20 protein-coding genes and 7 pseudogenes are annotated in these 22,826 nt (G+C 67.3%); 18 read left to right on the plus strand and 9 right to left on the minus strand.

All coding sequences use genetic code 11. From position 1 onward, the window contains the following. Nucleotides 1-104: 104 nt before the first annotated feature. From GKE62_RS18255 to GKE62_RS18270, 4 genes and pseudogenes are all read left to right on the plus strand, one after another. Nucleotides 105-647 (plus strand): winged helix DNA-binding protein, encoded by a 543-nt coding sequence (locus GKE62_RS18255; RefSeq protein ID WP_195908527.1) that lies wholly within the window; start codon nt 105-107, stop codon nt 645-647. A gap of 106 nt (nt 648-753) precedes the next feature. Further along, nucleotides 754-1,880: pseudogene (locus GKE62_RS18260) on the plus strand (phosphoserine transaminase). Between the two features lie 126 nt (nt 1,881-2,006). After that, nucleotides 2,007-3,597 (plus strand): annotated as a pseudogene (serA, locus tag GKE62_RS18265) (phosphoglycerate dehydrogenase). 26 nt (nt 3,598-3,623) lie between these two features. After that, on the plus strand, nt 3,624-4,742 hold the full coding sequence (locus tag GKE62_RS18270) for an ATP phosphoribosyltransferase regulatory subunit (protein WP_154690481.1): 1,119 nt from the start codon (nt 3,624-3,626) through the stop codon (nt 4,740-4,742). Here GKE62_RS18270 and GKE62_RS18275 read toward each other — a convergent pair. Beyond that, nucleotides 4,739-5,642 (minus strand): annotated as a pseudogene (locus GKE62_RS18275) (alpha/beta hydrolase). The gene GKE62_RS18270 and the pseudogene GKE62_RS18275 sit on opposite strands and share 4 nt — an antisense overlap. A gap of 856 nt (nt 5,643-6,498) precedes the next feature. Beyond that, nucleotides 6,499-7,713, minus strand: coding sequence for an argininosuccinate synthase (locus GKE62_RS18280; RefSeq protein WP_154690482.1), 1,215 nt, complete (start codon nt 7,711-7,713; stop codon nt 6,499-6,501). Nucleotides 7,714-7,852: 139 nt separating this feature from the next. Between GKE62_RS18280 and GKE62_RS18285 the strand changes: the two genes are divergently transcribed. Next, complete coding sequence (locus GKE62_RS18285; protein WP_230206818.1) at nt 7,853-8,443, plus strand: alpha/beta fold hydrolase; 591 nt, start codon at nt 7,853-7,855, stop codon at nt 8,441-8,443. After that, nucleotides 8,443-8,706 carry an alpha/beta fold hydrolase gene (locus GKE62_RS19310; protein ID WP_230206819.1) on the plus strand — a complete coding sequence of 88 codons (264 nt, stop codon included), beginning with the start codon at nt 8,443-8,445 and terminating at the stop codon, nt 8,704-8,706. Before GKE62_RS18285 ends, GKE62_RS19310 begins: the two co-directional genes overlap by 1 nt. Here the strand turns inward: GKE62_RS19310 and GKE62_RS18290 are convergent. Then, nucleotides 8,703-9,656, minus strand: a complete 954-nt coding sequence (locus tag GKE62_RS18290) for an alpha/beta hydrolase (RefSeq protein ID WP_154690484.1) — start codon at nt 9,654-9,656, stop codon at nt 8,703-8,705. The two genes, GKE62_RS19310 and GKE62_RS18290, sit on opposite strands and share 4 nt — an antisense overlap. Nucleotides 9,657-9,739: 83 nt before the next feature. Here GKE62_RS18290 and GKE62_RS18295 point away from each other — a divergent pair, with 83 nt between their 5' ends. After that, nucleotides 9,740-10,528: a tyrosine-protein phosphatase gene (locus tag GKE62_RS18295; protein ID WP_154693465.1), complete on the plus strand. Its 789-nt coding sequence runs from the start codon at nt 9,740-9,742 to the stop codon at nt 10,526-10,528. Between the two features lie 95 nt (nt 10,529-10,623). Then, nucleotides 10,624-11,594, plus strand: a pseudogene (gene trxB, locus GKE62_RS18300) (thioredoxin-disulfide reductase). Here trxB and GKE62_RS19920 read toward each other — a convergent pair. The 4 genes and pseudogenes from GKE62_RS19920 to GKE62_RS19320 form a co-directional block, all read right to left on the minus strand. Further along, complete coding sequence (locus GKE62_RS19920) at nt 11,480-11,980, minus strand: hypothetical protein (protein WP_370516120.1); 501 nt, start codon at nt 11,978-11,980, stop codon at nt 11,480-11,482. The pseudogene trxB and the gene GKE62_RS19920 sit on opposite strands and share 115 nt — an antisense overlap. 850 nt (nt 11,981-12,830) lie before the next feature. Beyond that, complete coding sequence (locus tag GKE62_RS18640) at nt 12,831-13,046, minus strand: hypothetical protein (RefSeq protein ID WP_195908528.1); 216 nt, start codon at nt 13,044-13,046, stop codon at nt 12,831-12,833. A 10-nt stretch (nt 13,047-13,056) separates the two neighbouring features. Further along, nucleotides 13,057-13,299: pseudogene (locus GKE62_RS18315) on the minus strand (phosphopantetheine-binding protein). A gap of 276 nt (nt 13,300-13,575) precedes the next feature. Next, nucleotides 13,576-13,848: pseudogene (locus tag GKE62_RS19320) on the minus strand (GNAT family N-acetyltransferase); the annotation flags it as partial. A gap of 128 nt (nt 13,849-13,976) precedes the next feature. Here GKE62_RS19320 and GKE62_RS18645 point away from each other — a divergent pair. The 3 genes from GKE62_RS18645 (at nt 13,977) to GKE62_RS19930 (ending at nt 15,652) form a co-directional block, all read left to right on the plus strand. After that, nucleotides 13,977-14,384, plus strand: coding sequence for a hypothetical protein (locus GKE62_RS18645; protein WP_195908725.1), 408 nt, complete (start codon nt 13,977-13,979; stop codon nt 14,382-14,384). After that, nucleotides 14,347-15,051, plus strand: coding sequence for an AMP-binding protein (locus GKE62_RS19925; RefSeq protein ID WP_370516029.1), 705 nt, complete (start codon nt 14,347-14,349; stop codon nt 15,049-15,051). Before GKE62_RS18645 ends, GKE62_RS19925 begins: the two co-directional genes overlap by 38 nt. A 382-nt stretch (nt 15,052-15,433) precedes the next feature. Further along, on the plus strand, nt 15,434-15,652 hold the full coding sequence (locus GKE62_RS19930) for a hypothetical protein (RefSeq protein ID WP_370516030.1): 219 nt from the start codon (nt 15,434-15,436) through the stop codon (nt 15,650-15,652). 541 nt (nt 15,653-16,193) lie between these two features. Here the strand turns inward: GKE62_RS19930 and GKE62_RS19325 are convergent. Then, a complete protein-coding gene (locus GKE62_RS19325) occupies nt 16,194-16,343 on the minus strand; it encodes a hypothetical protein (RefSeq protein ID WP_230206820.1) in 150 nt (49 codons plus the stop codon). Nucleotides 16,344-16,955: 612 nt separating this feature from the next. Between GKE62_RS19325 and GKE62_RS19330 the strand changes: the two genes are divergently transcribed. From GKE62_RS19330 to GKE62_RS18355, 6 genes and pseudogenes are all read left to right on the plus strand, one after another. Next, complete coding sequence (locus tag GKE62_RS19330; RefSeq protein WP_230206821.1) at nt 16,956-17,201, plus strand: hypothetical protein; 246 nt, start codon at nt 16,956-16,958, stop codon at nt 17,199-17,201. A gap of 144 nt (nt 17,202-17,345) precedes the next feature. Continuing rightward, nucleotides 17,346-17,977 (plus strand): annotated as a pseudogene (locus GKE62_RS19335) (polysaccharide biosynthesis/export family protein); the annotation flags it as partial. Between the two features lie 362 nt (nt 17,978-18,339). Continuing rightward, a complete protein-coding gene (locus tag GKE62_RS19340) occupies nt 18,340-18,567 on the plus strand; it encodes a hypothetical protein (RefSeq protein WP_230206822.1) in 228 nt (75 codons plus the stop codon). A gap of 2,232 nt (nt 18,568-20,799) precedes the next feature. Beyond that, on the plus strand, nt 20,800-21,228 hold the full coding sequence (locus GKE62_RS18345; protein WP_154693467.1) for a hypothetical protein: 429 nt from the start codon (nt 20,800-20,802) through the stop codon (nt 21,226-21,228). 108 nt (nt 21,229-21,336) lie between these two features. Then, a complete protein-coding gene (locus tag GKE62_RS18350; RefSeq protein ID WP_154693468.1) occupies nt 21,337-21,759 on the plus strand; it encodes a hypothetical protein in 423 nt (140 codons plus the stop codon). Next, complete coding sequence (locus tag GKE62_RS18355) at nt 21,756-22,013, plus strand: hypothetical protein (RefSeq protein WP_154693469.1); 258 nt, start codon at nt 21,756-21,758, stop codon at nt 22,011-22,013. The genes GKE62_RS18350 and GKE62_RS18355 overlap by 4 nt, the downstream gene beginning before the upstream one ends. A 343-nt stretch (nt 22,014-22,356) precedes the next feature. Here GKE62_RS18355 and GKE62_RS19500 read toward each other — a convergent pair whose 3' ends face one another. Continuing rightward, nucleotides 22,357-22,482, minus strand: coding sequence for a hypothetical protein (locus GKE62_RS19500; protein ID WP_255453387.1), 126 nt, complete (start codon nt 22,480-22,482; stop codon nt 22,357-22,359). Nucleotides 22,483-22,652: 170 nt separating this feature from the next. Between GKE62_RS19500 and GKE62_RS18650 the strand changes: the two genes are divergently transcribed. Next, a complete protein-coding gene (locus GKE62_RS18650; RefSeq protein ID WP_195908529.1) occupies nt 22,653-22,811 on the plus strand; it encodes a hypothetical protein in 159 nt (52 codons plus the stop codon). Nucleotides 22,812-22,826: the final 15 nt, after the last annotated feature.

Genomic DNA, 22,826 nt, shown 5'->3' on the forward strand with positions numbered 1-22,826 from the left:
TGAGGACAAAAGTCCTCGCCTCGGGAACGCTTGGAGCCTGCGCGACTTTAACGGGGAGGGATGCTGTCGGGGGCAAGAAGTCGGCTCATGGTTTCACCATCGCCATGACCCGTTTCGGTGGCGAAAAGCCGGTGAACGACCGGTCGCGGGTGCGGGCCGACGATCCGCCTGGAATGCTGCTCAGTCTGCGGACCTTGGCGAGGGCCATGCTCGCGCTAACCGACCCGGCCGCCGCTCGAGCCGATGCTCCCCAGCTTACCTCGGAGCGCCGCCAGTGGGGTGCTTTGGCGCGCAGCCTGCATCATGAACGGGCCCGGCGGGCAAACTTCCTCCCGCCGGAGCTGTTCGGGGAACCCGGTTGGGACATACTCCTCGACCTCGCTTTCGCGGCCCAGGCTAATGAGCCGCGCTCGATCAAATCGGCCTGCCTCTCCTCGCACGTGCCAGAGGCGACCGCGTTGCGTTATATCGATTTGCTCATACGTCTTGGGCTCGTCGAGCGCACCGCCGACAAGATAGACCGGCGCCGAAAGTTCGTTCGGCTGACCGAGCTGGGTGAACGCAATATGCGCGACTACCTCGCTTCGATGCCCCCGATCGGAGATCAAGGAGAAGACTTGATCCGCTACCTCGCCCAACTCGGCTGACGCACCTTCCGATCGATCCTGCTTGACTTGGTGCGGCGCAGCACTAGGGCCGCCGACGGGCCACGCGGTCCCAACGCCGCGCGTGCTCTCTGCAAGGAGAGACTACATGACTGCACCTAAACCGGCGCGCCTTCCGGCGCGTCCGTTCTTCTCTTCGGGTCCCTGCGCTAAGCCGCCCACGTGGTCCCCCGAGAAACTTGCGACCCAATCGCTCGGTCGCTCGCACCGCGCCAAAATCGGCAAGACGCGCCTGCAATATTGCATCGACCTGATGCGCGAGGTGTTACGATTGCCCGACACCCATCGGATCGGCATAGTCCCGGGTTCCGATACCGGTGCGTTCGAGATGGCGATGTGGACGATGCTGGGCGCGCGCCCGGTCACCACGCTCGCCTGGGAAAGTTTCGGCGAGGGCTGGGTGACCGACGCCGCCAAGCAGCTCAAAATCGACCCCACGGTGATCCGCGCCGACTATGGCCAGTTGCCCGATCTGGCGCAGGTCGACTGGTCGAACGACGTGTTGTTCACCTGGAACGGCACCACTAGCGGCGTACGCGTTCCGAACGCCGACTGGATTCCTGCGGACCGTGAGGGGTTGAGCTTCGCCGACGCGACCAGCGCGGTGTTCGCCTATGACATCGATTGGGCAAAGATCGATGTCGCGACCTTTCGTGGCAGAAGGTACTGGGCGGCGAGGGCGCGCATGGGGTGCTGATCCTCGGCCGGCGCGCGGTCGATCGGCTGGAAACTTATATTCCGGCTTGGCCGTTGCCTAAGGTCTTCCGGCTCGTCTCGAAGGGCAAGCTCACCGAGGGCGTGTTCAAGGGCGAAACCATCAACACCCCGTCGATGTTGGCGGTCGAGGACGCGATTTTCGCGCTTGAGTGGGCCAAGGGCCTGGGCGGGTTGCAGGGCCTCAAGGCGCGCTCGGATGCGAATGCAGCTGCGCTCGACGCGATCGTGGCCGGGTGCGATTGGCTCGGCCATCTCGCCGCGGATCCAGCGAGCCGATCGAAGACTTCGGTGTGTTTGACCGTCGCGGGCGCGGACGAAGACTTCATCAAGAAGTTCGCCGCGCTGCTCGAAGGCGAGGGCGCCGCCTTCGACATCGCCGGCTACCGCGACGCCCCTCCGGGCCTGCGCATCTGGTGCGGCGCGACCGTCGATACCGCCGACCTCGAGGCGCTCGGGCCATGGCTCGACTGGGCTTATGCTTCGCTGAAATCGGACTGACCCGAACCCCGTCACCCTGAACTTGCTTCAGGGTCCAGCTCTCCCAACCGACCATCGCTCGCGATCTCGCGAAGAATGCTGAAACAAGTTCGGCATGACGGTTGGTTTTGTCGATTGGACAACATCATGACCACCACCAAACCCCGCGTACTCATTTCCGACCAGATGGACCCCAAGGCCGAGCAGATCTTCCCGCGAGCGCGGCTGCGACGTCGATGTGATCACTGGACAGACCCCCGAACAACTCGGGGAAATCATCGGCCAGTACGATGGCCTGGCGATCCGTTCGACCACCAAGCTGACCAAGGAGCTGATCGCCAAGGCGACCAACCTGAAGGTTGTCGGTCGAGCGGGAATCGGAGTCGACAACATCGATATCCCCGCCGCCTCGGTGAAGGGGATCGTGGTGATGAACACCCCGTTCGGCAATTCGATCACCACCGCAGAGCACGCCATCGCGCTGATGTTCGCGCTCGCTCGCCAGCTGCCTGAAGCTGACGCGAGCACGCAGGCGGGCAAGTGGGAGAAGAACCGCTTCATGGGCGTCGAGGTCACCGGCAAGACGCTGGGCCTGATCGGCGCGGGCAACATCGGCAGCATCGTCGCCAGCCGGGCGCTCGGCCTCAAGATGAAGGTCGTGGCGTTCGATCCCTTCCTCACGCCTGAGCGCGCGGTGGAGATGGGCGTCGAAAAGGCCGATCTCGATACGCTGCTGGCCAAGGCGGACTTCATCACGCTGCACACCCCGCTGACCGACCAGACCCGCAACATCCTCAGCCGCGAGAACCTCGCCAAAACCCGGAAGGGTGTGCGGATCATCAACTGTGCGCGCGGCGGCCTGATCGATGAGGAAGCGCTCAAGGACGCGCTCGATTCGGGCCATGTCGCGGGCGCGGCGCTCGACGTGTTCGCCAAGGAACCGGCCAAGGACTCGCCGCTGTTTGGCACGCCGAACTTCATCTCGACCCCGCACCTCGGCGCCTCGACCGACGAGGCGCAGGTCAACGTCGCGATCCAGGTGGCCGAGCAGTTGTCCGATTACCTCGTCCATGGCGGGGTCACCAACGCGCTCAACATGCCAAGCCTGAGCGCGGAGGAAGCGCCCAAGCTGCGCCCTTACATGGCGCTGGCCGAGAACCTGGGCAGCCTGGTCGGCCAGCTCGCCCACGGCAACCTCGACAAGATCTCGATCGAGGTCGAGGGCGCCGCCGCGCAGCTCAATCCCAAGCCGATCACCGGAGCCGTCCTGGCCGGCCTGATGCGGCGCTATTCGGACACGGTGAACATGGTCAACGCGCCGTATCTCGCCAAGGAGCGCGGACTCGACGTTCGCGAGGTGCGCCACGACCGCGAGGGGGTGTACCACACGCTGGTCCGGGTCTCGGTGGAGACGAGCCAAGGCACGCGTTCGGTCGCTGGCACGCTGTTCGGCAACACTCAGCCTCGTCTGGTGGAGATTTTCGGAATCGGGATCGAAGCCGAACTCGAGGGGCACATGCTGTACATCGTCAATGAGGACGCTCCGGGCTTCATCGGCCGGATCGGAACGCTGCTCGGCGAAAGCGGCATCAATATCGGCACCTTCAACCTCGGCCGCCGCGAGGCTGGGGGCGAGGCGATCCTGCTGCTTTCGGTCGATCAGGCGATCCCCGAGACCGTGCTCGACGCGGCGTGCAAGTTGCCAGGGGTGAAGACGGTCAAGGCTCTGGCGTTCTAGGGCGCGTTGCGGCAGGGGCGGCGGCCATGGACGAGAGCGATCCCGATCTGCTGCCCGAGGGGCTCGAAGACCGGTTGCCCGGCGAGGCCGCGACCGGGCAGCAAGTCATGCGGGCGATGCTGGCGGCGATGGATGGCCATGGCTACGACCGGGTCAGCCCGCCGCTGATCGAGTTCGAGCGGAGCCTGGCCGGGCGCATGAGCGGGATCAGCACGCGGCGGATGTTCCGCTTCGTCGATCCCGCTAGCCTGCGCACGCTGGCGCTGCGCAGCGACATCACCCCGCAGGTCGGACGGATCGCCGAGACCCGGCTGGCGAATGCGCCGCGGCCGCTGCGGCTGTGCTACGCTGGTCCCGTGGTGACGATCCGCGGTGATGGGCTGGATCCCGCGCGTGAACGGCTCCAGGTCGGGGCGGAGCTGATCGGTCGCGATACCGTTGCAGCCGCCGCCGAAGTGGCCGGACTGGCGATTGAGGCGCTGGCCGCGGCGGGCGCAACCGGCATCTCGATCGATTTCACGCTTCCCGATCTGGTCGATACGCTGGCCGTTGAAGCGATGCGGCTGGCGCCAAGCAGCGTCGCAGCCGTACGCCGCCAGCTCGACGCCAAGGACGCCGGAGCGCTCGTCGCGGCCGGCGGCGAGGCCTATCTTCCGTTGCTCTATGCGGCGGGGCCGTTCGCTTCCGCCATCGACAAGCTCGCCGCGATCGACGCCGGCGGCGCGCTGGCCAGCCGCATCGCGGGCCTGCGCGAGATTGCCGCAAGGCTGGACGGCGCGGCGCGGGTCACGCTCGATCCGACCGAACGCCACGGCTTCGAATACCAGAGCTGGGTCGGCTTTACGCTGTTCGCCGAGGGCGTGCGCGGCTCGCTCGGGCGCGGCGGCACCTATCGCATCGGCCGCGAGGATGGCGAGGGTGAGGTCGCGACTGGGTTCTCGCTCTATCCAGACGGTCTCGTCGGGGTTGTTGCAGGAGAAGCAGCACGCAACGCGCTGTTCCTCCCGCTGGACCACGATCGCGAGGCTGCGGCGCGACTCCGGGCAATCGGCTGGCGGACGGTTGCCGCGCTCGACGCGAAGGATGACGGGGCAACGCTCGGCTGCAGCCATCGGCTGGAGAACGGTGAACCCAAAGCGCTTTAGCGCGCGAATGCCGTGCGCAAGAACCCGTCGAGCGCGACCGTCGGCGCATATCCGGGATCGCCGAGGCGACGGTTGATCTCCATGTGCCCGGCCAAGCCCGTACCGGCAAACCCCTCGCGCGCGACGTTCGTCCCGCCCGCCCGCAGCGCCTTCTCCAAAGCTTCTCCCTGTCGCGCGCCATCCGGGCGCATCACGTGGAGCAGCAGGGAACCGAGGCGCATTGGGGGCCGCCGCCTGAAGCGTGGGCGATAGCGCCCGCTGGCGGGCGGGATCGGTGCCGAACGCCTGGCGATAGGTCTGCTGCATGATCCGCGGCCCGTCGCTCATTTGAGCGGGGACGTCGTAGGCGGCGCCGTCGATCGGAACGATCCCGGCAAGGTCCCGCGGTGATAGGCCCGCTCCCTTGAGGTAGGAGGCATCGGTGCCGACCAGCGCGACCAGGTGCGCTCCGGCGCTGTGACCCATCAGGACAATGCGCTTCGGATCGATCCCCAGCGCGGCGGCACGGTCAATCAGGACGCGCAGCGCTGTGGCGATGTCGGCGGCCTGATCCTCGACCCGCGCGGCCGGGACCAGACGGTAGTCCAGCGAGGCGAAGGCATAGCCTTGCGCGGTCAGGTGGCGCTGCTTCAACGAGCCGCGGTCCATCGTCCGGCTGCCGCGCTTCCAGCCCCCGCCGTGGACGAACACCACCAGCGGGGCGCGGCTGGCTTTGGGGTCCTGGGGCGGATAGAAATCGAGCTGCTGAAGCGGATCGGGCCCATAGGCGAGGGTGCGCATCGCCGGGTTCGGCGCAAGGGCCTCGGCACGCGCGGGCGCTGGGGTACCGGGAATGCCCAAGATCGATCCGGCGAGGAGGGCTGCGGCGGTCACGCCGAGCAGCGTCAGCCGGTGTCGCATCGCGATGCTCCCGTCGTTCATGACCGGCAGACTAGGGTGCTCTCGGCGCGGGACGAGTCGCAAGATGTCGTTTTTTGTATCGGAGTGTGAGGGCGCCTAGCTGCCGTGCAGCGTCGCTCCGGATATCGTACGCGCAAATGAGGCCCGGAATCGCTCCCGAGCCCCACTCTCGCTCACACGGCGCACATCCGATTTGGCGACTGCCGTTCCCGGGTGGGAGGTGACGGATCGCTTTCGATGTTCTCCGGCGATCGCTCGCCGCGCCACCTAGGCCGCCCCCGGTCCGCTGGCGCGTTCCGGCGACTATCCGTCGCAACCTTTCCGGCGGTCCAGAAGGACCGGCAATCATCGTTCGTAGCGCCATCGCGGGCGTAGGATCATTTCCCCGGGGCGCGATGCCGAAGCATCGCGCGGTTCCCGGAGGAAAGATCCGGACAGTCGCACAGGCATTGCCTGCTTTCGCCGCGGTCCGGGATCAAGCCGAAGCCCTTTCCCGTCGTCTGCGTCTGCCGACACTGTTGGCGCTCGCTTTCGCCGCGGTCCGAAGTCGAGCCGAAGCCGTTCTTCGTCGTCTGCGTCCACCAGCACCGGCGACTACCCTGCCGACTTTTCGCTCCCGCGCGTTACTCCGTTTCCATTCGGTCCGAGGACCTTCCGGCGCGGTGTCGCAGCGTTCGCTAAAGTCGCACCGGTTGCAAAAATCCTGTCTGCTTTTCAAGAGCTTGCGCCCCGATCCGCAGTGGTTTTCTTGCTTCCGACCCATGAATGCTGCGCCTCGAATCCGAGTCGCGCAAGCACTATTTATCCCTGTTATCCACAGGCCCAACCGGAGCGGTGGATAAGTGTGACGGATCGATTACCGATCTCTCTGGGCCAAGAGGCGCAAGCGGAGCGCGTTCAGGCGGATGAACCCGGCCGCATCCTTCTGGTCGTAGGTCCCGGCATCATCCTCGAAGGTGACGTGGCGCTCCGAATAGAGGCTGTCGGGGCTGTTGCGCCCGACCACCTGCGCCAGCCCCTTGTAGAGCTTGAGCCGCACCGTGCCGGTGACCTTGGCCTGGCTGTGGTCGATCGCCGCCTGCAGCATCTCGCGCTCGGGCGCGAACCAGAAGCCGTTGTAGATGAGCTCAGCGTACTTCGGCATCAGCTCGTCCTTAAGATGCGCTGCGCCACGATCGAGCGTGATCTGCTCTATGCCGCGGTGGGCGCGCGCATAAATCTCTCCGCCGGGCGTCTCGTACATTCCGCGCGATTTCATGCCCACGAAGCGGTTCTCGACCAGATCGAGCCGCCCGATTCCGTGCTTGCGGCCCAGGTCATTTAGTGCGCTGAGCAACGCAGCGGGCGACAATGTCGCGCCATTGAGAGCTACCCCATCGCCGCGCGCGAAATCGATCGTGATGTATTCGGGCGTATCCGGCGCGTCCTCGGGGTTGACCGTGCGCGAATAGACGTAGTCGGGCACCTCGTCCCACGGGTCCTCGAGCACTTTGCCCTCGGACGAGGTGTGAAGCAGGTTGGCGTCGGTCGAGAACGGCGATTCGCCGCGCTTGTCCTTGGGCACCGGGATCTGGTGCGCCTCTGCCCAGGCGATCAAGGCGGTGCGACTGGTCAGGTCCCATTCGCGCCACGGCGCGATCACCTTGATGTCGGGGGCAAGCGCGGCGACGCCCAGCTCGAACCGGACCTGATCGTTGCCCTTTCCGGTGGCGCCGTGGGCGACCGCGTCGGCTCCGGTTTCGCGTGCGATCTCGACCAGCCGCTTGGCGATCAGCGGCCGCGCGATGCTGGTGCCGAGCAGATAGTCGCCTTCGTAACGCGCGTTGGCCCGCATCATCGGGAATACGAAATCACGGACGAATTCTTCGCGCAAGTCATTGATATAGATATGTTCGGGCTTGACCCCCATCAGCACCGCCTTGGCCCGGGCCGGTTCAAGCTCGCCTTCCTGGCCGAGATCGGCGGTAAAGGTCACCACCTCGCAGCCGTAGGTGACCTGCAGCCACTTGAGGATGACGCTGGTGTCGAGGCCGCCGGAATAGGCGAGGACGACCTTCTTGATTTCGGACATGGGCGAAATTCCGCAGTTTCGTTCGCGGCGCCCCCTATGGCATGGTGGCGCACGCGGCAAGGGAAGCGGCGATGGCCGCATTTTCCGCGGATTTAATCGCGCGATTGAATTGCCCGGTGGCTTCCGCCAATACCGGGCGATGAGCACCGGCCGACGGCAGACCATCCGCATTCCCATCGCCGACGGGCTGACCCTCGCGGCCGACGTCGCCGGTCCGCCTGGCGCTCCCACCGTCATCCTCGGCCATGGCGGCGGTCAGACCCGCCATTCGTGGGACAAATGCGAGCTCCAACTTGCCGAGGCGGGCTATTTCGCGATCAACTACGATCTGCGCGGCCACGGCGACAGCGACTGGTCGCGCGACGGCGAATACACGATGGAGGCGCGCGCCGACGACCTCGCTCATGTCGCCGCCCTCGGATCGCGGCCGTTTGCGTTGGTCGGGGCCTCGATGGGTGGGGTCACGGCGCTGGTCGCCGCGACGCTGGGGCTCCAGGCCTCGGCGATCGTGCTGGTCGACATCGTGCCCAAGATGAATCTCGCGGGGGCGGACAAGGTGCGCGGCTTCATGGCCGCCAGCCCGAACGGATTCGCCACGCTCGAAGAAGCGGCCGACGCCATCAGCGCCTATTATCCCGAGCGCCCGCGGCCCAAAGACCTCTCGGGTCTGCACAAGAACCTGCGTTTGGGGATGACGGGCGCTATCGCTGGCATTGGGACCCGTGGATGATGAACGATATGCGCGGCGATCCGCGCCGCCTGCTGGGCATCATGGACGCCGCCGACTGGACCGACCGCATTCCCACGCTGCTGGTGCGTGGAATGAAGAGCGACATTGTCGACGAAGATGGCGTGGCCGACCTGCGCCGCCGCATCCCCGCGCTCGAAGTCGCAGACATCCGCGGCGCCGGGCACATGGTGGCGGGTGATCGCAACGACGAGTTCAACGCCGCAGTGATCGAATTCCTGCGCCGGGCGATGCCCGCGAGCTAGCCTTCCAGCTTCAGCAGACGCGCGATTCCGCTCACCAGATCGCGATTGAAGGCCTGGCTGATCGCAGCCTCGGCCACCATGTTGAAAGCGTGGATTGCGCCGGGGTAGCTGTGCAATTCCACCGGCACCCCCGCATCGACCAGCCGCCGCGCGTAATCGAGGTCCTCGTCGAAGAATAGATCGAGGCTCCCCGTCAGCAACAGCGTGGGCGGCAACCCGGCCAAGTTGTCGGCAAGCGCGGGCGAGAACCAGCCTTTGCGCGCGTCTTCGGCGGCATAATCGCCACGCAGCGCCTCCCAGCCGAACCGGTTGGAATGCCGGGTCCAGACCCATTCGCCGGTCGAACGGTTGTTCCAGCGGCACGCAGCGCCACCAGTCCGGTGATCGAGCATCGGGTAAACCAGCACTTGCGCCGCGAGTTTGGGCCCGTCTGTGTCGCGGGCCATCAGCGCGGTCGCGGCGGCCAGCCCGCCGCCTGCGCTCTCGCCGATGATCGCAATCCGCGCGGGATCGATGCCCAGCCCCTCCGCCGCTGAGGCCATCCACGCTAGTCCGTCGAGGCAATCCTGCTGCGGGCCGGGAAACGGCGTTTCGGGCGCGAGCCGATATTCGACCGAGACCACCGGAATTTGCAGGGCGGCCGCCATCGCCGAGGGGCCGAACTGCATATCCTTGGCGGTGCCCAGGACCATGCCCCCACCGTGGATGTGAAAGAGCGCCGCGCGTTTCTGCGTGCCGGGGTTCGGATCGAAGCAGTAGAGCTCGATCTCGCTGCCATCGGCGCGACGCGCCCCGCGAATCGTCGCCGCGAGCGGCGGCGCGCCGAGATCGACGAACCTTCCCGCCGACTCCGCGCGTGCCTGATCGAGCGTCGCGCGGTCGAATTCGCGGAACGGCAGGGCCTCGACGATGGGCCAGACTTCGGGATCGACCAGGTGGCGGGTATCCATCGAATTTTCTCTCCCGGTTGCTCATTTACTGCTGCTCCAGCGGGCCATTGTCCAGCCGCCGGGGTGCGACTACGGCGCAGACGATGGATCAGGACCGCATTCTACCGCTCGAAGGCATCCGCAACTTCCGCGACTATGGCGGTTACGCCGCCGCCGACGGCGCAAGCGTCAGTCGAGGGGTGCTGTGGCGCTCGGGACACCACCATCAGGCAACGCCCGCCGACCTGGCGAAGGTCGCCGCACTCGGCCTCGACGCGGTGATCGATTTGCGCGGCGACAGCGAGCGCAGCGCCTTCCCGTGTTTGCGCCACCCCGAATTCACCACCGAGGTGCTGTTCGCGCCGGGCGAGACCGCCGGGCTGGCGGGCGCGGCGGCGCACGAGGCGGCGGGAGAGGGCGTCCGCACGGGCGGCGAATCGCGCGCGGCGATGGTCAACCTCAACCGGGGGATGCCGTGGCGACCGGTACTGGTCGCCTCGATGAGGCTCTATTTCGCCGCGTTGGCCGAGGGACGGAAGCCGATCCTGCTCCACTGCGTCGCGGGCAAGGACCGCACCGGCCTTGCCGCATGGCTCACCCATCACGCGCTGGGCGTGCATCCCGACGACGCGATGGCCGACTACCTGCTGACCAACGTCGCCACCAATCTGAGCGAGCGGATGGCGCTGGGGGCGGAGACGGTGCGCGCGCGCTATGGCCCGCGGATGGACGACGAAGCGGTCCTGGCGCTGATGTCGGTCGCGCCCGAATACATCTCCGCCGGGCTCGATGCGATCCGCGAGCGGCACGGTACATATGACGGCTACCTCGAGGAAGTGCTCGGCGTGGGTCCGGCGCAGGTCGCGGCGATCCAGGCAGATCTGTTGGTTTAGCCGACCCCGTCTGGGGGAAAATGCGCGGTCGCGATTCGTAATTCCGCCATGGCGCGCTTATCTCGCCCCCTGCCTCAAGAACTTGGCGGGGAACCATGACCACTCATACCACGCGCATGCTGATCGTCGGATCGGGACCGGCGGGGCTTTCCGCCGCGATCTATGGCGCGCGCGCTGGGTTTCAGCCGATTGTCGTCCAGGGCCTCCAGCCTGGCGGGCAGCTCACGATCACTACCGACGTCGAGAATTATCCCGGCTTCAAGGACGTGATCCAGGGCCGTGGCTGATGGAACAGATGCAGGCGCAGGCCGAGCATGTCGGCACGCGGATGCTTTGGGACACGATCGTCTCGATCGACCTCAACGCCCTCCGTTCCGCGCGATCGGCGACAGCGGCGACGTCTACGAGAGCGAGACCCTGGTCATCGCCACGGGCGCGCAGGCCAAATGGCTGGGCGTGCCGGGCGAGGTCGAGCTGGCGGGCAAGGGCGTTTCGGCTTGCGCGACCTGCGACGGGTTCTTCTATCGCGGCAAAAAGGTCGCGGTGATCGGCGGCGGCAACACCGCTGTCGAGGAAGCGCTGTACCTGACCAACCATTCGCCCGAGGTCACCCTGATCCACCGCCGCGACAGTTTGCGCGCCGAACGCATCCTTCAGGACAGGCTGTTCCGCACCCCAACGTCCGCGTGCTGTGGAACCAGAAAGTCGATCGCTTCCTCGGCGATCCCTTGGCGGGTGGGCTGACCGGGCTGGCCTTGACCGACACCGTCACCGGCGCGGCGAGCACTTTCGCCGCCGACGGCGCGTTCGTCGCGATCGGTCATGCTCCCGCGACCGAGTTGTTCAACGGCAAGCTCGCGATGGACGCCTCGGCTATCTGCTGGTCGAGCCGGGCACGCCCAAGACCGCGATCCCCGGCGTGTTCGCCTGTGGCGACGTGATGGACCCGGTCTACCGCCAGGCGGTGACCGCGGCGGGCACCGGCTGCATGGCCGCGCTCGACGCCGAACGCTTCGTTGCCGAGCGCGAGTTCGCGGCCCAGCGAATGGTGCAGGCGGCGGAGTAGTCGTTCAGCCGAGTGCGTCGAGCACGCGCTTCAGCAACCATGCGCGCGCGGCCTGATCCGCGAAGCTGTGCGAGGCGCTGGCGAGGCGGGCAATGCGTCCCGTCGTCCCCCCACGCCGCCGTGAACAGTTGCGCGGTGCGGTCGCGCTCGGCGAGGAGAATGTCCACCGGGCCGCCGAACTGCGCCAGCCCCTCGCGCATCTGTTCGGCCAGCGCCGATTTGGGCGCGGTGGCGGCGGCTTGGCGCAGGCCGGTGGCCAGCTTGCGCAGATCGATCGCACCGCCCAGAAGCCGTTTCCACGCCGCCGGATCGGCGAACTTGGCGGCGTAGCGGCGGCGCAGTGCGGCAGAGCCTGAGCCGCGCGATCCTCGCCTTCGACCGTCCACGGATTGGCAAGGACCAGCGCGTCGATTTGCAGGCTGGCGGCGAACAGCATCGCGCGCCGGCCGCGTCGCAATTGCCGAAACCGGCGATCTTGCGCAGCCCCGGCGCGGCCGTGCGGAACGCGGCGATGGCCGCGGCGATATCGTCGCGGGTTTCGTGGAAGTCCCGATTCACTCCCGCACTGTCGCCGACGCCGCGGCGGTCGTAGCGAAACACCGGGTGGCCCGCGGCGACTTGCGCGGCAAGCTGGGCTTGACCCGCCCAGGACCCGGACGCGGATCTCGTTGCCGCCGCTGACGATCAGCAGCCCGAACGGACCGGGCGCGGCATCGAGCGTGCCGAACAGCACGTCATCGCCGCAGGCGAATTCCACAATCCCGCCTCATCGCGCGAGGTCCGCGACGATCCGCGCGCGGCGAGCGCAGCCGACAAGTCCGCACATCCTCGCCCGGTTCGCTGCGCAGCCGCAACGCGCTGCCGCCCAGGTCGTCCAGCGTGAGGATGACGTGGGGCCAACTCGGGGAAAGCAAGGCGATTTCGAGATCGCCGATCATCGCCGCGCCCAGCCGGTATCCGGCGAGCTCGATCCCGGCTTCGGCGCCCGCCTTCGAGCAGCCCCTCCATGGTCTCCGCCAGCCCTTCCTCGCGCGCGCTCACGGTTCGTGCGCGCAACATCGGGCGCAGAACCTGGGGGCCGTCGATCGGTTCGAAGCGCCAGCCGGGCAGCGTGCCGGGGGCGACCAACGCACCTCCGCGCAGGCTCAGCGCATGGGTCGCGCCAAGTGCGCGGCGGCGGCTGCGGTGGCATCGCGCCAGGTGCCGATGTTCTGGGCGTCCAGCGCGGCAAGGCTCTCATTGCACCCTGGCAGATCGAGGCAGCACGCTGGCGATCCTCGCGCCTGCCAGCGTGCGCATCGTCTCGACCAGCATCCGCCTGGTGCGATTGAATTCCTCGAACAAAGCCGGGACGATCAGGATCCGTGCCGCGGCATCCGTCGGACCCGTGACAACGCGAACTCCTCGCCGCTCCCCGCCCGGCGCCGCGCAGGGCCAGGCGACGATCCTCACGCGGCTTTCGTCATTTGGCCCGCTTGGCTTTCGCGAAGGCCAGGAGATTGCCGGAAAGTCTCGAGCAGTTCGCCATCGACTTCATCATCGTCGATGACGATGTCGAGGCGATCTTCCATTTCGGTCAGAAGGCCGGCCACTGCCATGGAGTCGAGTTCGGGCAGGGGCGCCGAACAGTCCGGTATCCGCAGCGAACGCCGCGACCTGGGCCGCCCTGCAAGCCGAGCACGTCGCGCAGGATCGAGCGGAGCACGGCGTCGGTATCGCCGTGGGTCCGATGAGCGGTATTTTTGGCGCAAGGGGTTCTCCCGTCCCTGTTCGCGGCGCGCTCTACAAACGCCGTGCCGCAGAGCGGCAAGGGGAAGCCTGGGCCGCGCAGGCGGTCGCGGAGCAGGTATGGCCAGCTTCGCGGGTCCAGCGGGCGATGCATGTCGAGGCGGAGCATCGCGCGCGCGCGCTCCATCCAGTCGCGCTTGTAGCCATCGTCGCCGCTGCCGAAGTCGATCGTACGGACCCCCGTCGCGGTCGATGACGTGGGCGAACAGTGCGTGGCTGAGCAGGGTGCCGGGGAGTGGGCCTTGGCGTCTTCGACGTGGGCGAGCTTGTGTATGTAGGCGGTGCCGTTATCGACGGTCCACAGTTGAGCGGCGACGGGGCGGCCGTCGATCCGCGCCACCCCCAACCGCAACGTGCCTGCCGCGCCTTCTTCCTCGGCAAGCGGCGGGAGAAACGCGGGGCTACCCTCCTCGGGCTTCCAGCTTTGCGCGTAAACCGCCTCGTAATCGGCCCACTCGGCGTTGATCGAAGCGGTCGACGATGTGCAATTCGGCCAGGCCTTTGGCGCCCTTGCGGCGAACGGTTTCGCGCAGACGCCCGGGGCGAGCGGCCCAGTATTCGGCGAAACTGCGCCCGGCGAGTTCGACCCGGTGGTTGACGTCGGCCTGCTCGGCGCGGACGTTCCAGCCCGCGGCGGCGGGCGGCGGCGGTGGGCTCGGCGTCCGCCTGGGCGAGCGGTTGAAGGGTGATCCGCCGGGCCTTGCGCGCCAGATCGCGGGTGAGGGCAGGGAGCAAGGCTTCGCCACCAGCGGCGAACACCGGGCGCGCCCAGAAGCTGTACCAGTTGCCGAGGCTGCGCAGATGCCCGCTGCCGGGCCGGTGCATCAGCGCCAGCGCACAACGCGCCTCGCCGTCGCTCGCCAGCGCCAGCAGCGGCTTCTCGTCCGGCAGGCACAGGTCGTTCAACGCGCTCCACCACGCCAGCCGATCGAACGGCGCGTGCTGGTTCTCGCGGCCGAGCGCCTTGGTCCACGCCGCTTGCGCCCCGGCGGGATTAGCTAGATATTGGACGCTTGCCATTAGCCGCGCCTCGTCATCGTCCTTCCTTACCGGGCAGCCTGATCATCGAAGCCGTTCCGCCCGCGCTGCCACTCGATCGTCTGGTGCTTCGCGGAGCGGCACCGATGCGCCCGCGCTGCTGCTGCGTTCGGGGCCTTTAAGCTATGAGGCCTTAAGAGCGGGTGTCGCGAAGCTAGCGGGCTGGTTAGGCACGGTCGTCCGTGAACCCGGCGCGCGTGTGGCCTGCTGGCTGCCGAAGACCGAGCTGGCCTGCCTGATGCCGCTTGCCGCGGCGCGGGCCGGACTGGTCTATGTGCCGATAAACCCGCTGCTCAAGCGCGCGCAAGTGGCGCATATCCTTGCGGACAGCGGGGCGATGTTGCTGATCGCCAATGCCGCGCGGCTGGCGACGCTCGAGCCGGGCGATCGCGCCGGAGCCGAGATGATCGACGAACGCGACGCCTGGGCGGGGGTGGAGGACGCGTCGCCGCTGGGCGATCCATCGCGCCACGATCCGGCGCAGCTAGCGCAGATTCTCTATACCAGCGGATCAACCGGCAAACCCAAGGGGGTGATGTTGAACCACGCCAACTTGTGGTTCGGCGCAGTCAGCGTGGCCACTTATCTCAAGCTGGCGCCGCACGATCGGCTTCTCGGAGTCATGCGCTGAGTTTCGATTACGGCCAAAATCAGCTACTTGGAGGGTGGTGCGTAGGTGCTTCGATAGCACCGCTCGATTACCTGACCCCGCGCGACGTGGTGAAGACGGTCGCCCGCGAGGCGCTGACGACGCTGGCGCGATCCCGCCGTTGTGGGTCCAGCTGCTCGAGCAGGATTGGGGCGATGCAGGAGCGACGCTGCGGCGGCTGACCAACACCGGCGGCGCGCTGACCGTCGATCTCGTCCGCAAAGTGCGCGCGCTTTCCCCAAGCCGATCTCTACGCGATGTATGGGCTGACCGAGGCATTCCGCTCGACTTACCTCGATCCGGCGCTGATCGACGCACCCGACTTCGATCGGCACCGCGATCCCTTTGGCGGGAAGTGATGGTGGTGGCCGACGACGGAAGCGAAACCATCGCCGGCGAGGAAGGCGAACTGGTTCACGCCGGGCCGCTGGTCGCAAGGGTATTGGAAGACACCGAACGCACCGAACGCTTCCGCCCCGCACCGAGCGCGGTCGCGCCATGGGGGGGATCGCGGTGTGGTCGGGCGATCGGGTGCGCGATGGCGACGGATTACTCCATTTTGCGGGGCGGCGCGATGCGATGATCAAGACTTCCGGGCAACCGGGTCAGCCCGCAGGAAGTCGAGGACGCGGCGCTGGCCACCGGGCTGGTCGTAGAGGCGGTGGCGCTGGGTTTGCCCTGATGCCCGGCTGGGTCAGGCGATCCACCTCGTCGCGCGCGCCGCGCCGGGCGCGGACCCGGGAAAGCTTGCCCCCGGGCGCTCACCGCTGCCTTGCCCAATTTCGATGGTTCCCCCCAGGCGATCCACTGGGCGAGGCGATGCCGCTGAATCCCAACGGCAAAGGTCGATCGCGCGGCGCTTTCGCAGGAACTATCGCGGGACCGGGCGGCATGAGGCCGCTTGGCCCGATTCCCGACGGCTTCGCGGCGATCGACGGCGAGCTGGCATCGACGGACGCACCGCCGGATCGTAGGTCGCCGAGGCCGGGCGACACCCCGTTGTCGTCTATTCGCGTACGTTGGTGGGGGAGCGGGTGGCCCGGATGGTGACGCGCGATGCCCGGACGGTTGGCGATCCATTATGTGGTCAAAGCAAACCCTACGGCTCACTTCTCGAATTCATGTCAGGTCAAGTCGATGGCTTCGACATCGCCTCGGCGCCGGGCGAGTTGGCGATCGTCGCGGCGGCCGGGATCGACCCGGCGAGAGTCAGTTTCGCGGAGCCGGGCAAACGACGCGGAGCCCGCGGCGGCGATCACGGCCGGGATCACCATCAACCCCGAATCGCTCGCCGAGACGCATCGCGCGCCTGGCGATCGGCGAGCGCCTCGGCGAGCCGCCGCGGCTGGCGGCGCGGGTCAACCCGGACTTCGACCTGAAAGGGTCGGGCGCATGAAGATGGGCGGCGGCGCCAAACCGTTCCGGGGTTGACGCGGGAGAAAGTGCCGAAGTGATCCGGACCGTGCTTGCTTCAGGCGCGGAGTGTGGCGGGGCTTGCACATCTTTGCGGGGCAGTCAGGGCGCTCGACGCCGCCGCGATCGTGAGACCCAGGCGCGCCCTGGCCTTGGCTGCGCGGTTGACTGAGCAAGTGGGCGCCCCGCTGCCAGCCTGCAATCTAGGCGGGGGTTCGGCATTCCCTACTTCCCGGGCGATACCGATCTCGATGTCGCAGTAGCATCGGGGCGGCGCTGGAGGATGAATTTTCGTCGCTGCCGCAAGTCCTCGTGGACACTGATTTTCTGCATCGAACTGGGTCGCTGGCTGGTCGGGCCGGCCGGGCCTATCTGACCCGGATCGTCGACCGCAAGCAAAGCCACGGCGAGGTGTTTCTCGTCACCGACGGCGGGCTGCCACCAGCTCGCCGCCAGCGGGAACTTCGGGCACGGTGGTCCGCCGCAACTATCCCGTCGCCATCGCCAGCCGGTTCGGCGCGCCGGTCGAAGAAGAGGCCAGCGTCGTCGGATGCCTGTGCACCCCACTCGACCGTCTGGCCGACAAGGCCGGCTTCCCGCGCGCCGAAGTCGGCGATCTGGTCGCGGTGTTCTGTGCTGGGGCCTACGGCGACTGGCCAGCCCGGCGCAGTTCCTGGGACAGGGCCGGCACGAGAAATGCTACTCTGACGGGGGAATAACCCTCCTCGCCGTCGCCGATCCAGACAGCCAACAAGGCTAACGGTATCTTCACCACTTCTGGGCATATCAAGAGGTTGAAACGGTGGCTGGCGGACCGCGGGTTCTGCGGGGCGCCGGCGTGCGCCTGACGAGGGACCTTGTCGATGAATTGCTTCGTTTTGCTGCCGGTTTGGCACAGTCTGGCGCTGGGCGGGTGCGCGGGCGCGTCCGCCGGACCCCAGCTCCCCCGCCGCATTCGTCGCGACGCAGTAGGGCCCGGGCGAGGAATATGTGATCGGCCCGCTCGACGAATTGACCGTACTTCGTCTGGCGCAACCCCCGGAGCTGGGCGCCAAACGCGTCCAGGTCCGCCCCCTGACGGGCGCATCACCACGCCGCTGATCACCGACATGCCCGCGGTGGGCAAGACTCCGTCGATGCTGGCCGAGGACGTCAAGCTCAAGCTTTCGCAGCATTCATCCAGGATCCGATCGTCTCGATCATCGTCAACAAGTTCGCGGGGACGTTCAGCCAGCAGGTCCGCGTCGTCGGCGCCTACCGAAAAGCCTGCCTCGCTCCCGCGTTCCGCGCCAACATGACGCTGCTCGACGCGATGACGCGGTCGGCGGGCTCAGCGAATACGCTGCGGGCAACCGCGCTCGCCTGATCTGCTGACCGTGATACCGGCAAGCAGACGGGAAATACGCCGCGCATCGCCGACCCGCTCAAGAAGGGTACCAGCAAGGCCACGTCGGGCTGCCGGGCGATGTGGATCATCATCCCCGAGAGCACCTTTTTGAGCGCTGGGCCGACGATGAATCCGATCCCGACCGAATCCAGGGTCGCGGCCTACGGTGCGTGGCAACGCCGCTGGCTGGCGCTGGGCATCGCCTGGGGTGGCAATGCCTGGCTGGTTGGCGGTGGCGTTCTTCCCCAACAGTTGCGACCGAAGGCGCGAATTCGTCCAGCTGACGATGTGCTCGCCGAGCAGATCGGGATTGACCCAACGATGCCCGCCGCGAACTTCAGCGCGTGCGTGCCAGACGCTGACCAGCGTGGTCAATCTCGAGAAGGTCGTGCGCGCCACGCGGATCGGCGAGACCGTGGCCGACCGTCGCCAGATGGAGTGCTGCGGTCGTCGCAGGTTGAGCAAGGAAAGTGACCGTCGCCCCGGATCAGGACAACCTGTTCGAGATCACGGCCGTTTCCGGCGACAGCAATCTGTCCGACCTCCAGAACTCGTGGCTGGCGCAGGATATCGTCCAGAAGATGATCGACACTTCCGCGAGGAAAACCTCGGGCGGTCGCGGCGAGATGAAGGGCAATGCTGGCCTCATGGATCAAAGGAAGTCGAAAATCGTGAGTGCGGAGTTTCGAAGTAGCTGAGTAGAAGCGCATGACGCCTGCGCGCAGAACGCCGAATCGACTCGGATCCGGCGCGCGGCCCAGCGGCAGGAAGCCGCGCGGTCCGAGATGCGCGCGGCATCGACGCCGACATCGCCGCCGGTCAGGGAGCGCGTTTGCCGCGATCGAGGGACAGCTCAACGGCACCCCGGCGACGATCCAGGCGCTGGTGGCGGGATCCGCGAGGCGCCGGGCCAGGCCCAGGCTCAACTGCCGGGCTGCGTTCGCGCGGCCTGACCGACAGCCATCCAGACGTGATCGCGGCGGAGGAACCAGATCGCCCTGCTAGCTCGCCAGGCGGCGGGCGACTGCAGCGGCGGCGCACCAAACCCCGCCTATTCCTCGCTCCAATCGATCAAGGCCGAGCGCCAGGCCAACCTTCAGGCACTGCCTGCGCCGGGCTTCGCTCCAGGGCGAGATGGGCTTGCTTTTTGCGGGCGCCGCGGGCGAGCCGATGGTTGCTGCGGAAAGCGCGCGGATCAAACCGCGACTACGACGTGCTCAAGGCGCAATACGACAAGCTGCCGCAAGATCGCGAGAACGCGCCTGCGCGGGCAGGTCGAAAGCGAGACCAGCGCGGTCAGTTCCAGGTCATCGATCCGCCGACGCCAGCAAGCCGGTCGCGCCCAACCGTCCGCTGCCGCTGTCTGCGGTGCTGGTCATCGCGATCGGCGCGGGAATCGGCAACCTCGGTTGCCGCCAGCCGGTGTAGCCGAAGCAGGATTGCGGGTTGCTGGGCTGTCACGGGCCGGTGCTCGCCTGATCTGGCAGACGATCACGATGCCGCGCGAGATCAACCGGCGGCGGATGAAGTGGTTCGCGGGCGGTAGCGCGGCGCTGGGCGGGGTGTTCGTGCCCTGCTGGCGGTCGAGCTGGTTCAGCGCAGCATGGTGGCCTGATGCCGGAGCATGCTCGCTTCCCGGCGCTCGAAGAGCGCTCGCTGCTCGAACGCGTCGCGCCGGGCCTTGCCTCTTCGCCGCGCCACCGGTCCCGAAGCTGCCCGCGACGCCGCAGCCGGACCTGGCGGTTCTGCGCTTGCGCGGGGGTGCGCGCCATCGTCCTTACCGGTGCTCGTCACCCGATTGACCGTGAGGGCCTGCGCGCCCGTGGATTCATCGTCCCGGCGATCTGCGACCGCGCTGCTTTCGGGAGGAGTTCCGTCTGGTGAAGCGCCAGATCATGCTCGCCGCGGCGGAATCGCGCGGGGGATCGGCGCGCTGCACGGCGAACGGATATTGATCGCGTCGTCCCACACCGGCGAGGGCAAACCCGCGTGCTGTCAACCTGGCGCTGGCGATCGCCGCCGAAAAGGACCAACGAGGTCCTGCTGGTCGACGCCGATTTCGCCGTTGGGCAGGTTCGACGCTGGGCCTCGCCCAGCGGGCCAGGTCTGATGGACGTGTTGGCGATCCTGCGCGGGCGGTCGAGATTGCGTGCTAGGGAACCGATGTTGGCCTTCATGTCCTGCCAGCCGGCCGGACGACCCATTCGACACCGAATTCTAGCGGCGTCGCGGGCCGCCCAGGTTTTCGAGCGTCTTTCCGCCCAATCGCGTGATTATCTTCGATTCCTCACTGGTGCTAGCTGCTTCGCCGGGCCGCGGAGCTGGCCTCGATCGTCGGTCAAGCGCTGGTCGTGGTGGTGCGTGAGCGCACCGGGAAGCGGCGCTCAAAGACACGATTTCGCTGCTTTCGGGCTGCGAGGACACATCGTTACCACCAACGGTCCAGTTTTCGCCGACCGGGCGGCGCTTCGGTTCGTACTACGGATACGGCGGATGACGACGATCCCGCGCATGGTCGCGCGGGCCATGCTGCTCAAGCGGATTGCCTGCCGCCCAGCGCCCGCGCAGGCGACGCCAGGCCAGGGACGTTGCGCTAAGGAGCAGACTCCCAGCGCGAAAAGCCGCAACTTCAGGCGGTGCGCGAACCTCAGTCATACCGTATCTGGAGGTGTCGCAGGCCGCCCGCCGAGCTCGCCGGGCAGCGGACGTACCACCTACACCCAACCTCGCCGCGGGCGGGATGCACAGATCGCCGGGCGCAAACGTAACTGGCGCTGTCTCGCTGCGCCAGAGCGGTGCACGCTGGGGCAAGGGCGATCCCGACGGCGACGCGGTCATGGACCTGCTCGCGTCGCCAGCCAGATCGTGCCGGGTAGGTTGCGGATCGATGCGGCGCGCCGGCGGCGCGCACCCGATCGATGGCAGCGGCGGTGCCACAATCCCCTGGTCTCGGCAGGCACAGTTCGAGCCAGATCTATTCGTTCTACGCCGGGCCGACGCTGACGACCCACGCCGGCGACGTGGCGCTCGCGTCCCATCGCGCGGGTTACACCGCGGGTCGAGGGACCCGCACAAGGGGTTTTCGCCCGGCTCCGGGCATCCCGGCGGTCGACATCGTCGATGACACGCTCAGCCAGATTGCCACGGTCTCCGCCGGGTTTCATCCGGCGACATCCTGCCGCTGGGGTCACCCGCCTCGTCCGGCTGGGCGCGCGAAGACATCTCGAACCTCGATCAGCGGATCGACCAAAATAAGGGCGGTTGACTCGTCCTTCCGATCTCTGCTCGACGTCGCGTTGGTCGCGGGCGTCGGCTACGAGGACGTCGAGAGATTTCCAGCCGCGACGTGCTGGCGGTGATGTCGGCTTGCTGGCCGTCGGCTGGGCTGGAGCCGCTCGCGCCCCGACAAGTCGGCCCCGCGCCAGCTCGCCTACGACGTCGATGGGCTGATCTACGATGCGGGGGTGATGTGGCGTCCGTCGCGGCGCACCGCGCTCGAGGCGCACGTCGGCAGCGTTATGGCAGCATCGAGCGTGTACGGCCTCGTTCGCCTATGCGCCCGGGACGCGCGCAGTTCACTCAACGTCTCGGTCTACGACAACGTCTTCTGGCCCGGCGGCACCGTAAGACGCGCGCCGGGAGGATCGAGCACCGACTTCGAGACCTCGCGCAATCCGCTGGACCGCGATCTCAACGGATGCGTGATCACCCGCCAACGGGGCACCCGCCTCAATTCCGCCCTGAGTTCGGTCACCGCAGCCACGTTCCGCGCGCGCGGTGACCGTGAGCTACAACCTCACGCTCGGCCGGATCAGCGCCGGGATCGGCGTGGGCTACGACCGGCGCAAGTTCGCCGCGCTGGCACCGTGCTGGCGGTTGCCAATGGGTGATCGACGAGAAGTTCTTCGTGGGCTATTCGGCGCCCGGCCTGGATCAGCGGTCCTCGCTCAGCGCCAATGTCTACGCCAACTGGTTCCAGATGCGCTGTCCGCTGCCGGGACGCAACTGCGCTCGGCGCCAATGCCGCGTATTTCCGCACCCAACTGACCGTCTGGCGCCACCGCCGCAGTGGGGATCGACGATCGAGCGCGAGGAACCGTTCATCGACCAGTGGGGCGCGTCCGCGCTCGTCGGCCTGCGCTAACCCCGTGACCGGAGACTTGAGATGCACGAGGAATTCTAATGAGTTTTCCGGGCGGCCGTTCCAGCTCACCCCTGATCCCGAATTTATTTCGAGAGCGCGACGCATCGCAAGGCGCCGTCGTACCCAAGGCGGTGGCCTGGCCCAGGCGAGGGTTTGCCGTCGTCACCGGCGAGGTCAGCGCGGCAAGTCGACGCTGGTCGCGTGCATTCGATGGCGACGATCGACTGCGCACGGCAAACCGCGGGGGCAGATCGTCACTTGGCGCCTGGATGGATCGGAGATGATCCACGTCGCGGCACAGTGCTTCGCTCTGACGTGGTGGGCAGGGACAAGGCCTCGGCACTCAGCGATCGAGCTGTTCCTGCACGGCGGCCCGCCGGACGGCGCTGCCTGCTGCGGACGAAGCGCAGAACCTGAGCATTGAGGCGCTGAAGAGCTGCGGATGCTGTCGAACTTCCAGCTCGGCCACCTCGCTGCTCCAAACTCTGCTGCTCGGTCAACCCGAGTTTCGCAGCGTTTGGCGCACAGCGACGCGCTGGAGCAACTGCGCCAGCGAGTGACCGCCAGCCACCATCTCGAGTACGGAACTCAGTGAAGTCGGTTTGCGGTAGAACATTGTTCGTTTCCAGGTGCCGGTTGGTGGTAATCCGGAGATCGGACCCCGGGCTTTATCCGGAACTTGCCCGCGCGACCGACGGCGCGCCGCGCCGCGTCAACCAGATCAAGGCGCGGCTTCTGCCGCTGCCAGCCGCCGAGCAGTTCGGACGATCCGGCGATGCTCGACGCCGTCCTGGCTGACCTCAAGTGGGACAG

The sequence above is a fragment of the Novosphingobium sp. Gsoil 351 genome (genome assembly GCF_009707465.1).
In the GTDB taxonomy this organism is placed as follows: Bacteria; Pseudomonadota; Alphaproteobacteria; order Sphingomonadales; family Sphingomonadaceae; genus Novosphingobium.